We start from the raw sequence: 13,105 nt of genomic DNA, 5'->3' as shown, positions 1-13,105 counted from the left end.
TGGGCCAGCCGCCGACTCCCGGGCCGTGCGGGCCCGGCTGACCAGAAGGGCCTGCGATGAGCGAGCCGCCACCCCCGCCTGCCGTCCCCGTGTTCGTCCCAGCCTGGCTAAAGGGCCTGCAGCCAGGGGTGTTCGCCGTGGCCGTGGCCGGCCCGGATACCGGGCCGCAGACCGCGTCCGACCAGCATCCGCCGGGCCGTGCAGGCGCCGACCGGCCCGGCTTCGACCTCGACCGTCTGACTCTCGCCGGTATGGCCCCCGGCCCGCTGGAGGCGCTGCGCCGCTGGATGGAACTCGACGACGGGCGGCAGCACCTGGTCCTGCTGGCCCGCAGCCCGGAAGGGAACGTCCGCGAGTACACCCCCGGTGAGCTCGCGACGTATCTGGGCGAGGAACACCGCGAGCAGCTGAACGAGCTGCTCGGGGCGTGGATGGCCAAGCGTGCCGCCGCGGTGCCCCGCGCCGGGGAGCAGGTGCTGGCCGCAGCCGCCGCGTGGGCCCTGCACTGGCGGGAGCTGGTCGGCTCCCCGCCCATGCCGATCCTCGAGGCGGCGATCGTCGGCATGGGCGAGAGCGACGACGAAGCCGCCGTCACCGGACAGGTAGCCGAGGCCGCCGGACAGATGGGGCAGATCTTCGAACGGCTGGAGACGCCCCGGCAGCGCGATGAGTACCTCAAGGACTGGGAGCAGCTGCACTTCCTGGCCCGTCACGTGCCGGTGCTGCGGAACAGCACCGACCGGCTCATCGACTTGGTGGCGCTGCACGACCAGCACGCGCAGCGGCTACGGGCGGTCCTGGAGCCGGACATCAGCGACTACCGCAGGGACCTGGACACCGCGGCCCGCACCGGCACGGCCCCACCGGTGCTGGACCAGCAACGCGCCGAGCAACTCGCGCTGGCCCGGCACATCGTGCGCGACTACACCGCCGCCTTCCACACCGGCCGCACCGGCTACGCGCAGCGGCTGCAGGATGCGATCACCGCCCCGCAGCGGTCGCTGGCCATGACGTCGGCCGCCCACTCCTGGCGGGATGCCTCGGTGAGCGCAGGGCTGGCGGTCCGGGAGGTACGCGAGCAGCGCCAGGCGACCTTCGCCGAGGGCTCCGAGCTGGGAGCCGCGCCGGAAGCCGTGGTCGCCGCCCGCGCCTACCTGGACACCCGGGCCGCGATGCTGCACCTCGTCCACGACGCGCTGGGGCGGCTCACCCGCCTCCCGCACCCGGACACGCTGCCGCAGGAGATGGTCGAGATAGCCGTCGCGCAAGCCGGAGCCCGCCTCGCCCAGGCCTTCGGCACCCCGGAGCGCGCCCGCCGGTTCCTGACCGGGCAACTCACCTACCTGCAGCAGCAGCCCGTCCCCGCCCACCGGATCGGCTCGACCCCCGGCGACGTGGAGTGCTTGCAGGCCGCACTGGACGGACTGGACCGGATCGCCCCACCCACGCCGTGGGACGCCGACAGCATCCGCCAGCGCGCCGAGGCCCTCACCCGACCTGTCGCGCCGGTCGCCGCTCCGACCGCGTCTACCCGGCGCGCGACGCGCCCTGACGCGCAGACCGCGCCGCCTGCACCGGCACCGGGCCCCGGGATGCGGTGACCGGCGGCGCCGCCACACGGCCCCCGAGCCCGATCGGCTCCGGGCGGGTTCCCCGCCCGGCACCGGCGAGGTCGGCTGCGAGCTCGTCGATGGCGGCACGCGTGACGTGACCGGTGGTCACGATGTGCGCGAGCCCGCCCTCGCACGCCAGGTGCCAGCGACGCGCCACGGCGGCCGGGGGCCGGTCGAAGCACACGGTCAGCGACCCGGGAAAACGGCTCGGGTTCACCCCGGCCTCGGCCAGCCGCTCCACCGCGTAGGCGGCGACGTCCTGGCACCGGCCGATCATGGCGGCCACCCCGGTCTGCCCGAGCTCCTGCAGCCGCGCCCACAGCAGCAGCACCGCCAGCCCGGACCGCGAGCACGCCAGTGTGTGGTCGGTGGTGGCCAGGTACTCGCCGCTGTCGGCCGCCGTCACCAACTCGGCCCGGACCAGCGAGATCCCGGCCGGGACCGGCAGACCCAACACCTTGTGCGCGCTGATGTTCATCGAGTCGGCCGTGTCCGCGAAACTCCACCGCGGCGCCGGGTCGGTGTGGGCCGCGATCAGCGCGCCACCGGCGCCGTCCACGTGCAGGTGCACCGGCCCGGCCACCGCCGCCGCCCGCCGCAGCTCACGGATGTCGTCGACCGCGCCCCGCATCGTCGACCCGCACGCCGCGACCACGATCGCCCCCACCCGCCGCCGGTAGATCCGCCCCCGCGCGCGAAGCGCCGCCTGGTCGGCCAGATCCTGCGGATCCATGCTGCCGTCCGGCCGCGAGGCGACCGTCACCATCTCCACCCGCAGCACCTCGCACGCCCGCGCCACGCTGTAGTGCGCCTGATCCGACGCGTACACCACGGCGTCCGGCAGCGCCTGCCGCGCGGTGTACAGGCCGTGCAGCAGCGCCTCGCTGCTCGAGGACGCCACATATCCGAACACCTGGGCGGGGTCGGCGCCGGCGACGTGCGCGAAGTAAGCCAGCACGGCGAGCTCGTACGGCTTGGCGCCGATGTTGGAGGCGTCGGTGGACTGCGGGTCGCCGACGTTGTTGAACAGCACGCTCAGCAGCGAACCGTAGGCGCTCAGGTCGACGTTGGCGTTGCCGGGGAAGCCCAGCGTCCGGCTCTGCCGCCCTCGCATGCGTCGGGCGGCCTGGTTCAGGTGATCGGCCGGGTTCCAGGGCAGCGCCCGGATGGCCAGATCCGCGATGGTGGGGACGGGTACGACACTCGCTCTCACGGGGGCTCCACAGGGCGTTCGGCACGGTGATGGTGTGCTTCCGTCTATCGCCCCATCCGCCCCTCGCGGCCCTGACGTCGCGGCCCGGTCCGCCAGGCGGGAGCCGAGGGCAGGCGATCCCCGTACGCGTGCCGCCTTGCGGCACGGAGGCGTGAACAACACCCAGCCGAATCGCGGCTGGACCCCGGCCGAGGACGTACTCCGGCCATAGTTGGTAGCAGCCCGCGTCGGGCGTCTTGGGCGGCTACGCGGCCCGGCGCTGCGCCAGGGTGCGGATGCGGGCGACGTCGACGGCGCGTACGCCCTCGCTGACCGGGTCGAGGGGGATCAGGTGCCTGTGGAGTTCGCGGATGCGGACGTCGAGGTCGAGGTGGATCCGCGTGCGGCGTGCGAAGCGGATCTCGGCGATGGTGCGCGGATGCACGGCGAGACGCCGGGCGAGCAACGTGGCGGGCCATCCGGCGCGTTCCAGATCGGCCAGCAGCCGTGACGCCTCGCTGGCACTGGCCAGGCCGGGTGTGGCCGGCAGGTGGCGCGGCGGCATGACCACTCCCAGCACGGCGTCGGCGGTGGTGCGGGCGATCGGCCGGCTGACCCCGCGCAGCAGACGACGGACCAAGGTCACCGAGACCCCGGAACGGTCGGCGATGTCCTGGGCTGACATTCCCCGCACCTGCAGCCGCTGCGCCCACGCGATTGCCGGCCCGGGGGCCACCCGGGCGCTTCCTCGCTCGCGTAGCTCCGCGTCCCGCTGACGGCGTGCTCGTCGCGCCGCTTGCCGGCATACGACCAGGCGGCAGCCGTAGTCCGCGCACGAGGGCTGTCCATGGCGCACGGTTGAGTTCTTCGGCCGTCGCGAAGCGGGTATGGGCCGGGCGACGTCACGTGCGGGAACGATGCTCATGCGGTTGCCCTGCCAGATGGTCGTGGATTGCGGCACGCGAGGCGCCGGTCGGCACCGAAGGCCCGGTGCCTGCTCACGTCGGTGACGGTATCGGGCGACTCCGACAGAGGCAGGGCCGCACCGACAGACAGGACCAAACGGTCGCGACGGTGCTGCGCTGCCCCGTGGGACGGTGCGGGCAACGCGATCCGAGCGGCATCGCGCGGGACGCCCTGGTCCAACACCACCACAGCGGCGGCGGGCCAGACACGATGCGGTGCACGGGGTTGGTCCGGCTCCCTTCGCCTCGAGCCCGCCGTGGAGATGCCGCTATGGCTCCTGGGCGGCCGGTGCGAAGGGAGCCGGCCTCTGTCCGGCCGAGCAGGGCGCGCATCCTGAGGCCGCACCGGACCGTGCGTGGGCCCGCACCAAGCGGTGCGGGCCCACGGTGTTCCTGCTGCCGCGCGGCCTGGGCGGCAGGGAGCGTCAGCTCCTGTGGCGGGGCGCCCGGCTCAGCGCCCGCCGCCGGATCCGGCCAGTCCGGCGGCGGGGCAGGGCCCTGCCGCCGCTGGTGTTCTCCACGGCCCGGCTCAGGGCGTGCACGGCCCGGGCCTCGGTCCAGCGGCGGAGCAGCGTGGCAGCGGCGAACAGCAGCAGTGCCGTGCAGAGGAGGATCAGGCAGACGGCGATGGCCGCGGTCGGGACGCCGAGGTCGATGAGGGCACTGATGGCGCGCGGGCCGTCCGTGAGCAGGGACGTGATCAGGGTGGGCAAGGTAGCCCCCTTCTGGGCAGGTGACTTGTCACCCCTTCGCTGGGCTGGGCGCCCCTTTGACAGCAGCCCGCGCCGACATCGGTGAAGGCGACGGCCTCTACTCGGCACGATCGATGCCGGCAACGCGGTACCGGGGGCGTTCCTGGTGGCGGGACACGGGCGCGGAATGCCGTGCCGGGCCCTGGTACCGGGCGGCGGACGTTGCGCCGGGCGGCCCGTGACCTGACCAGGCTCACCGCCAGGGCGGCACATTGGGCTCCGCCCCGCCTCTGCTTCGCCGACCTGAAGGACGTCGATCCCGGTGACCTGCACCCGCACCCGCCAGCCCGCCGCTCCCGTACCGGTAGCGGCCTGAGAGCGGCGGCCATGGCGCACAACGCAGCGGCGGCCGCCGCCCCCAGGGCGCATCGTGCGACGAGGTGGAGTCCGGCGGTGGCCCGGGTGCACGCCTTGCGGGCGTGCGACGGGCTGGCTACGTCGGTCGCGGCGTATGTGACGCCGGTCGTGGTGTACCAGGTGACCGGCTCCACGGCCTGGGCGGGCATCGTCTTCGTCGCCGAGTGGCTGCCGCGGCTGCTGGCGATCGGCGTCGGCGGCCCGCTGGTCGACCAGGTACCGGCCCGCACCGTGATGCTGGTGGCCGCGCTCGCCCGCGGAGGCCTGGTCACGTGCGGCATGGCCGCGTACGCGGCCGGGGCAGGGCCGTTGGCGATCGCCGCGGTCGGTGTCGGCTGCGGCGTGGCCGCCGAAATCACCTACCTCGCGGCCGAGTCACTGGGCGCCACGGTGGCAACCGGCCCCCGCGCCGCGGGCGTTCAGGCCGCACAGACTGCCATCGACCAGGGCGCCATCCTGACCGGCCCGCTCCTGGGCGGCGCCCTGCTGCTGCTCGGCCCGCAGTACGGCCTCGGCCTGATCGCGATGCTGTCGCTGACGGCCGCCGCCCTGACCCGAACCGTCGCTGCCCGCCCCCACCCCGCTTCCCGGGAGCCGCAGCCCGCCGCGGAGACGGACAGCCGGGGCCTGCGCGGCGGGGCGGCCGCGCTCAAGGCGCTACCGGCGCTGGCGTGGCTGCTGGCCACGCTGGCCAGCATGAACCTGATGGCCGCGCTGCTGCAGGCGGCCACCCCGGTGATCGTCACCAACTTCGGGCACTCCCCGGCGGCCACCGGCGCGGTGTGGACGGCCAGCGCCGCCGCCGCACTGCTGGCGGCCGCCGCCTGCGCCCGCCTGCTCAAGCGCGTCCGCTTGAGCAGCCTCGCGATCACCGCGAGCGTCGGCGGCGCGCTGGCCACCGCCGCCGCCGGACTCGCCCCCTCCTACCTCGCCTACGCCGCCGCCCTGGCAGGCCTTGCCGCGTGCGAGGGCATCGCCATGGTCGCCCTGCGCACCGCCCGCGCCCGCCTGCTGCCGCCCCGCGTGTTCGGCTCGGCCGTTGCGCTGATGGTCCTGGTGCTGATCGCGCCCATGCCCCTGGGCGGCGCCGTCCTCGCACTCGTGCCCGCCGACCGGCTGGGCACGGCACTGATCACCGTCGCGGTGCTCCACGCCGCGGTCACCGCCTGCGCCGCCCGCCGCCTGCGGCGCCACCGCCAGGTCCTCGACCACCCCCAACCCGCCCAGCCGCCCGCCCCCGAGCCTGAGCTCGTCAGGAGTCCGAAGTGACCGTCACCACCACCCGCCCCGCACCGCGCACCACCCACGACACCACCGGGACCTGGTACGCCCACGCCGCCGACGCCCCGCCCACCACGCCCGGCCGCCACATCTCCACCAGCCGCGCCTGGGCATCCGCGTGGGAGCAGGTGACCACCGAACCGGTCATCGCCCACCGCCACCTGCACCTGACCGACGGCACCGGCCCCGGCGACCTCGTCTCCTACTACCTGGTCAAACACTCGCCGTACTGGGCCGCCGTCGAGCGGGACGCCGCCACCGGCCCGGTCTTCAACGCGCCCGTGGTGTACGCCGGAACGCCCTACGGCGAGTACGGCGGCGCCGGTTCGGCCAACGCGGACACCATCCGGTACGCGGTGAGCGCCGGGGTGGACCTGGCCCGCGAGTGGGGCGCGCAGGCACTGGTCGTGCCCGGCCTGACCACCGACCTCGCCCACCGGTGGACCGCCGCCTGCCGCCCGGACGCCGACCTGTTCTTCGACCTGGCCCACACCGCCAGTGTCCACGGCTCCCTGGAAGGGTTCCTGACCACCGTGCCGTCGGCCAAGCACGCGAAGGAGATGCGCCGCCAGAGGCGCCGCGGCATCGAGCAGGGCCTGAGATTCCGCCCCCTGCACGGCCGGGCCATGCTGCCGTATCTGCCGCAGTTCACCGACCTCGCCGAGGCCGCCGCCCTCAAAAACGGCGGCAGCATGTACGGCGCCGACATCTTCACGGCGGTCGCCGACATCCCCGGCGTGCTGCTGCTGGCCGCCGAACACGACGGCAACCTCGCCGGCGGCTTCCTGTGCTTCCACTACCGCGACTGCCTCTACCTGTGGGCCGCCGGCATCGACTACCCGAAGCTGCGCACCCTGCACACCTACACCGGCCTGATGCTCGCCGCCGTGGACCTGGCGGCCGACCTCGGCGCCACCACCATCGACGCCGGCCGGGCCAACTACCGCTACAAGCGCACCGCCGGCTTCCACCCGGTGGCCCTGCGCACCCTCGCCTACTTCCCCGCCCGCGACGCGGCCACTGCCCGCGCCCTGCACGCGATGGGCCACGCCATGGAGGCCTGCGCCGGGCTGCGGCCCGCCGCCTGACCCGCACCCCGAAAAGGACGACCATCGTGCGCATTCTGATCATCAACCGGTGGGACGACGAACTCGCTGCGTTCGGCGGCGTGATCGACCACAGCCGCCACCAGGTCGCCTACGTCACCGTCCCCAGCCATGTCCCGATGATCCCGGCCACCGCCGCCGGCACCGTCGAGCTGGACTCCCTGGCCGACACAGCGGCCGTCGAGCAGGCCGCCGAGACGCTGCGCGCCCGCATGGGCGGCGTCGACCGCATCATCGCCATGTCCGAGTACGACCTGCTGACCGGCGCCGCACTGCGGGAACGCTGGAACGTACCCGGCAGCCGCGTCTGCGACCTCACGCCGTTCCGCGACAAGGCGGCCGCCAAGACCCTCCTGGCCACCGCCCCCGGTCTGGCCGTACCCCGGTTCGAGCCGGTCGCGAGCATCGCCGACGTCACCGCTTTCGCCCGCCGGTGCACCGGCGGCGTGATCGTCAAGCCGCGCGACGGTGCGGGCAGCGTCGGCTGCTACCGGATCCGGCACGGCCAGTCCGCCGCCGAGGCCCTGCGGGGAGTCGACCTGACCGGCTACGAGGTGGAGGAGTGGATCGAGGCGCCGGTCTGGCACATCGACGGCCTGCTGCACGACGGCAAGGCGCTGGCGGTGTACCCGTCGCGGTACATCGGTACCTGCCTGGAGTTCTCCCAGCGCAACGCGCCGATCGGCTCGGTCGTCGAACATGGGCCGATCGCCGACGCCATGGCCGATTTCGCCGTCGCCTGCGTGACCCACCTCGGGCTGGCGAGCGGCGTCTTCCACCTCGAGGCGTTCGAGACCCTTGCCCAGCCGGTCTTCCTGGAAGCCGCGGCCCGGGTCAGCGGCGGCCCGATCCCGTACACCATCCGCGACGTCTACGGGGTCGACCTGGTCGCCGACTGGGTCCGGCTGCAACTCGGCGAGAGCCCGCGCACGGTACCCGGCCGCAACCCGGAACTGTCCGCGGGGAACCTCATGCTGCCCAGCCCGTACGGGTTGCGCCTGACCGAACGCAGCCCTTCCCTCATCGGTACTCTGCCCGGCTTGTACGCGGAGGACCTGCCCGAGGTCGGCACCGTCTTCGACGAGCCCAGCGTCTACGAGCGCCTGGTCGCCTCCTTCCGCTTCTTCGGCGAGAGCGCCGACGCGGTCGAGGAGTCCATCCGGGCCACCGACTCCCTGTTCCACTACAGCCTCGCGCCGGCACTGGCTGCCGCGTCCTGACCGCATGCCCTCAACGCAGGCTCAGGCACCTTCGGTAGACCAGCCGCATCGGGGCCCGCCGTTCCGACCGACCGCCGCAGCCGGGCCGGGCCAAACTTCACGCAGGCTGGTCCGGGCGCCGGGCTCTCGGGGACACGGCGCCCGGACCGCCGCCGGAGCGGCTGCTGGTGAGCATCCCGCGCGGGCCTTCGGAGCCTACGACGGCGCGTCCGGGAGGCTGGCCGGACCGTTCGGGTGGCCCAGCCATCGCAACCTTGCGTTCCCGCCCGGTGGAACGCAGTCGGCAGATACTGCACCACTGGGCGGGAGATGTTGCGCGCGCACACCCTCACCCCTGGTCGGCCGCGGCACGATGCCAGAGTCCCGGCACGGGGGGCTCCGGCTCCCTTCGCGAAAGGCCTGACCATGACCCATCCTCCGTCTGTGGCGTCGGAGACCGTCAGATCGGGCAGCAGCCACCCACTCTCCCGGGGTGGCACGCCACGCGAAGGGAGCCAGGCCCGGCCCGGCAGGGCGCCCGGTACCCGGCTGACCGTCGCGGTTTTCTGCGGCGCCGCCGACGGGTCCGACCGCTACCTGCAGGCCGCCGCGGCAATCGGCCGGACCTTGGCCGAGCACGACGTGCACGTGCTGTACGGCGGCGGCCGGCTCGGGCTGATGGGCACCGTCGCGAACGCCGCGCTGGCGGCGGGCGGCAAGGTCACCGGCATCATCCCGGACTTCCTGCAGGCCCTCGGGGTCGCCCATCCCGGCCTGACCGACCTGCGGATCGTGCCGGACATGGCCACCCGCAAGGAACAACTCGTGGCCGGCGCACACGCGGTCGTTGCTCTGCCCGGCGGTTTCGGCACGCTGGACGAGCTCGCGCACGTGTGGTCCGGCAGCGCCCTGGGCCTGTGCCCGCCGCTGCCGGTCGGTCTGCTCAACACCGACGGCTTCTACAGCCCGCTGACCGTGTTCGTCCGTAACGCCGTCGCGTCGGGGTTCCTCGCCCACCACGGCCACCTGCCCCTGGAGGATCTACTGCTGACCGACGACACACCCGAGCGACTCGTCGAGACCGTGCTGTCCCACGTGCAGGCCACGAACGGCCTGCACCACCCTGCCGCTTGACGCTCGTGGGCCAGGGATCCGGGCGTGTCGCGGCAGCCGCCGGACGCCGCCGCGACCTGCTGACGCAAAGGATTCGTGAACGTTGCGTCACCCTCCGGGCGAGGGGTGCTCAGAAAGTAGCTTTCTGTGATGTATGGTCGGCCGAGCTATACAAAAAGTGCAGGGGCGTGCTGTTTTGGCTCGCCGATACACGGGAGGGGCTATGGCTGACCGGGGACATCCCGTCGAAGTGGAACTCCGCAAGGTCATCAGGACAGTTCTGTCGTTGACCTGCGAAACCAACACCGACCTGGGACGTGCCATCGGACTGTCCGGAGCACTGGTGGGGCGCCGCCTGTCGGGCACCACCCAGTGGAGCGTCCCCGAACTCGGGAAGATCGCAACCCACTGGGGCATTCCGCCCTCGTGCCTGCTGTCAGACCTGTCCGACGTCCTCACAGCGCTGCCCGAGGACCGCGTTGCCCAGCTGCGTGCCGCCAAGGGACATCAGCCGGTGCACTTCAAGCCGCCGGTCACCGCGGTCGTCGCTGCGTGACATGGAACGGGCCCGGGACCGAAGGTCCCGGGCCACAAGAAGGTGTTCCGCGTTCTCCTTGCCACGGGTCGCCGCGGGCCCTTCCCGAACAAGCCGTGATGCCCTGTACAAGCATCACCCTCGCCCGGGTCGCCCCAGGCGCACTCCCCACTGTAACGGGGGGAGTGCCCGCATGGGACGCCGCCGTACGGGGCGTGAGGGTGGACCAGGGGTCAGCACGGCGGAAAAAGGAATCGGTGCTGGCCACAACAGCAACACCCGGCCGGGAGGACCCCGGTCGCGCTTCGCCGCACTCCGTCGCCCGCTGGTGCGCCGAGCAGGGCTGGTACGTCCACCCGCTGGCGCCCGGGCTGAAGGTGCCCCCGGCCAACTGCATCCACTGCCGGGAAACGATCGGCGGGCAGCCCAACCCCGACCACATCCCGCACACGCCGCAGGAGTGCCGCTGCATCGCCGCAGGCCGGTACTGCCACGGTGTGCGGGCCGCGACCACCGATCGGGCACTGATCGACGCCTGGTGGGGACGCAACCCGCACTTCGGTGTCGGTATCGCCGCAGGCCTGTCCAACCTGCTGATCGTCGACCTCGACATGCACCAGTCGACCCCGCCCGACCCTGAGCGGCTGCTGCCGGGCCTGACCCTGCCCGACGACTTCGACCACACGACGATCCGCAGCGGCATGGACGTCCTGGCCCTGCTATGCCAGCTGCGCCGCGCCCCGCTGCTGACCGACCCGCCACAGACCTTCAGCGTGTGCACCCCCTCCGGCGGCCTGCACCTGTGGTACCAGGTCAACGACGGTTCCCAGTGGTTCATGGACTCCCGCGGCCGCCTGGGCTGGCAGATCGACATCCGCGCCGACCGGTCCTACGCCGTGGCCCCCGGCACCCGCACCCGCGCCGGGCTCTACAAGCCGGTCGGGCCCTGCCGAACCCCCGCCCAGTTGCCCCGCTGGCTCGCAAACGACCTGGCACGGGTCGGCCTCAAGCGCCGCCCACACGCCCGTGCCGGACACCTGGGGGTATCCCTGCCCAAGAGCGCCGGAGGCCGCGGCTACGTCGCCTCGGCGGTACGTGCCGAACTCGAGGCGGTCGCTGGCAGTTCCCAGGGCAGCCGCAACGACCAGCTGAACGCTTCGGCATTCGCGCTGGGCCAGTTCGTCGGCGCAGGCCGCCTGGACCGCGCCGAGGTCCACCAAGCTCTCACCGACGCCGCCCAGGCGGCTGGGATCGACCCGGCGGAACGCAAAGCTCAGGACACCATCCGACGCGGCATCGAGGCCGGCTCCCGCCGCCCGCGTCAGATCGGAGCCAGGGCATGAGCGAGACCACCGCCAGCCCCACCGTGCCTCCGCCCAGTACCGGGCGGGCGCCGCAAGCGCACGCCCCCCGCGCGCTTGCCGATGCCGCGGCCGCCATGACCGGTCACCTCCAAGATGCCCCTGAGGAGGACACGCGCGCCCGCAAAATGTCCCAGGCCGACGTCCTTAGGGCGCTCGGGGAGACTGGCTACCGCTTCGTGCGCTGGGACCAGACCACCTATGCCATCGCCGTCGACGGCAGCCCCATCGCCCGCCCCATCCGCTCCAAAGGCGGCGGGGTCGGCACCGGCTCCCTACGGCAAAGCCTGATCAGGGAGTTCGTCCTAAGCACCGGCCGCACCCCCTCCCAGGCCGCGCTGTCCGACGCCATCTCCTCCCTCGAAGCACTGGCGATGGACAGCCCCACCCAGGAGGTCTACCTGCGCGTAGCCCCCGACCCCGAGGACCCCCACACCACCTGGCTCGACCTCGGACGCCCCGACGGCGAATCGGTGTGCATCGAACCCGGCCGCTGGGCTGTGCTGGCTCCCGACCCCCTGGAGGGCCCCCTATGGCGCCGCTCCCGCCTGCTGCGCGAAATGCCCAAGCCTGAGCACCCCCAAGGCGGCTGGCAGGAAAGTGTGAAAATACTGCGCGGCCTTCTGCCAATGAGCGACGAGTCCACCCCCATGGCCGTCGCCTGGCTACTTGCCGCCCTGCGCCCCGGCATGCCCCGCCCCGTCGCCTACCTCACCGGCGAGTCAGGCACCGGCAAGAGCACCGGCGGCCGCATGATGCTGCGCCTGGTCGACGGACTCGACGCACACCTGCGCTCCGTACCCAAGTCCGAAGACGACCTTGCCGTGACCACAGCGGCCGGCTGGTGCCTCGCCCTGGACAACCTCAGCGGCCTCACCCCCTGGCTAAGCGACTTCCTTTGCCGCGTCGTCACCGGCGACGCCCTGATGAAAAGGGAGCTCTACAGCGACGACGACGTCGCCGTCGTGCTCTACCAGCGCCCCGTACTGCTCACCGGTATCGACCTGGGGGCCCTCCGCGAGGACCTGGCCGAGCGCATGCTGCCCATCGAACTGCAGCCCATCCCGGGCCGGCAGCGGCGCACCGAACGCCACCTGTGGGACTCCTACGCCACGGCGCACCCCAAGATCCTCGGCGGACTCCTCGACCTGGCCGCCCTGGTCTGGCAGCAACTGCCCGCAGCCGCCGAACAGCTCGCAGAACGTCCCCGCATGGCGGACTTCGCCGAGATGCTCTGGGCCTTGGACGCCGTCACCGGCTGGAACACCCTCTCCACGTACACCGGCGTGCAGGACGCCCTGATCGACGACGTCATCGACGGCGACGAAGTAGCCACGGCCGTACTGCGCTGGGCCATGTCGCAGCAGCCGCCGTGGGCCTGGGAAGGCCCCGCGGCGCACCTGCTCGGCCTGCTGCGGCCCCCGCCGCTGTCCGTGGACTGGCCTCGCACGCCAGCGGTCCTGTCTAGCCGCCTGCAGCGCGCCGCCCCCGCACTGCGCCGTCGCGGCGTCGACGTGCGCAAGCTCCCCCGGACCAAGACCGGACGCCCGGTCCGGATCGCACGCGCCGACACCTGACCCAACCCGCACACAGCCCCCGCAAAGCCCCCGCGTAGCGGGGGCTTTCGTCTT

The 13,105-nt window shown here is 73.1% G+C and carries 11 protein-coding genes; 8 read left to right on the top strand and 3 right to left on the bottom strand.

Annotated elements, in window-relative coordinates; genetic code table 11:
* Positions 1–56: 56 nt before the first annotated feature.
* Complete coding sequence (locus tag OIE69_RS43355; protein WP_326581611.1) at positions 57–1,601, top strand: hypothetical protein; 1,545 nt, start codon at positions 57–59, stop codon at positions 1,599–1,601.
* Here OIE69_RS43355 and OIE69_RS43350 read toward each other — a convergent pair.
* From OIE69_RS43350 to OIE69_RS43340, 3 genes are all read right to left on the bottom strand, one after another.
* On the bottom strand, positions 1,528–2,826 hold the full coding sequence (locus OIE69_RS43350; RefSeq protein ID WP_326581610.1) for an aminotransferase class I/II-fold pyridoxal phosphate-dependent enzyme: 1,299 nt from the start codon (positions 2,824–2,826) through the stop codon (positions 1,528–1,530). The genes OIE69_RS43355 and OIE69_RS43350 overlap by 74 nt on opposite strands.
* A gap of 244 nt (positions 2,827–3,070) precedes the next feature.
* A complete protein-coding gene (locus tag OIE69_RS43345; RefSeq protein ID WP_326581609.1) occupies positions 3,071–3,490 on the bottom strand; it encodes a hypothetical protein in 420 nt (139 codons plus the stop codon).
* A 705-nt stretch (positions 3,491–4,195) separates the two neighbouring features.
* The gene (locus OIE69_RS43340; RefSeq protein ID WP_326581608.1) at positions 4,196–4,483 is read right to left on the bottom strand and encodes a hypothetical protein; all 288 of its coding nucleotides are present in this window, start codon (positions 4,481–4,483) and stop codon (positions 4,196–4,198) included.
* Between the two features lie 432 nt (positions 4,484–4,915).
* On the opposite strand from OIE69_RS43340, the gene OIE69_RS43335 reads away from it, so the two are divergent.
* The 7 genes from OIE69_RS43335 (at position 4,916) to OIE69_RS43305 (ending at position 13,051) form a co-directional block, all read left to right on the top strand.
* A complete protein-coding gene (locus OIE69_RS43335) occupies positions 4,916–6,148 on the top strand; it encodes an MFS transporter (RefSeq protein WP_326581607.1) in 1,233 nt (410 codons plus the stop codon).
* Positions 6,145–7,248 (top strand): GNAT family N-acetyltransferase, encoded by a 1,104-nt coding sequence (locus OIE69_RS43330; protein ID WP_326581606.1) that lies wholly within the window; start codon positions 6,145–6,147, stop codon positions 7,246–7,248. The genes OIE69_RS43335 and OIE69_RS43330 overlap by 4 nt, the downstream gene beginning before the upstream one ends.
* Before the next feature lie 26 nt (positions 7,249–7,274).
* Positions 7,275–8,486, top strand: coding sequence for an ATP-grasp domain-containing protein (locus OIE69_RS43325; protein WP_326581605.1), 1,212 nt, complete (start codon positions 7,275–7,277; stop codon positions 8,484–8,486).
* Positions 8,487–8,909: 423 nt separating this feature from the next.
* Positions 8,910–9,599, top strand: a complete 690-nt coding sequence (locus tag OIE69_RS43320) for an LOG family protein (protein ID WP_326581604.1) — start codon at positions 8,910–8,912, stop codon at positions 9,597–9,599.
* 202 nt (positions 9,600–9,801) lie between these two features.
* Positions 9,802–10,134, top strand: a complete 333-nt coding sequence (locus OIE69_RS43315; protein ID WP_326581603.1) for a helix-turn-helix domain-containing protein — start codon at positions 9,802–9,804, stop codon at positions 10,132–10,134.
* A gap of 236 nt (positions 10,135–10,370) precedes the next feature.
* On the top strand, positions 10,371–11,456 hold the full coding sequence (locus OIE69_RS43310) for a bifunctional DNA primase/polymerase (RefSeq protein ID WP_326581602.1): 1,086 nt from the start codon (positions 10,371–10,373) through the stop codon (positions 11,454–11,456).
* Positions 11,453–13,051 carry a hypothetical protein gene (locus OIE69_RS43305; protein WP_326581601.1) on the top strand — a complete coding sequence of 533 codons (1,599 nt, stop codon included), beginning with the start codon at positions 11,453–11,455 and terminating at the stop codon, positions 13,049–13,051. Before OIE69_RS43310 ends, OIE69_RS43305 begins: the two co-directional genes overlap by 4 nt.
* The last annotated feature ends 54 nt before the right edge of the window (positions 13,052–13,105 follow it).

It is taken from the genome of Actinacidiphila glaucinigra (assembly GCF_035918135.1).
Taxonomy (GTDB): domain Bacteria; phylum Actinomycetota; class Actinomycetes; order Streptomycetales; family Streptomycetaceae; genus Actinacidiphila; species Actinacidiphila glaucinigra.
Note: the sequence above shows the minus strand (reverse complement) of the source record. Positions and strands in the feature narration are given on the sequence as shown.

What these genes read in the sequence shown, in the direction of transcription:
- OIE69_RS43355 (WP_326581611.1), top strand. Translation starts at nt 57, where the DNA reads ATGAGCGAGCCGCCACCCCCGCCTGCCGTCCCCGTGTTCGTCCCAGCC.
- OIE69_RS43345 (WP_326581609.1), bottom strand. Translation starts at nt 3,490, where the DNA reads ATGTCAGCCCAGGACATCGCCGACCGTTCCGGGGTCTCGGTGACCTTG.
- OIE69_RS43315 (WP_326581603.1), top strand. Translation starts at nt 9,802, where the DNA reads ATGGCTGACCGGGGACATCCCGTCGAAGTGGAACTCCGCAAGGTCATC.
- OIE69_RS43305 (WP_326581601.1), top strand. Translation starts at nt 11,453, where the DNA reads ATGAGCGAGACCACCGCCAGCCCCACCGTGCCTCCGCCCAGTACCGGG.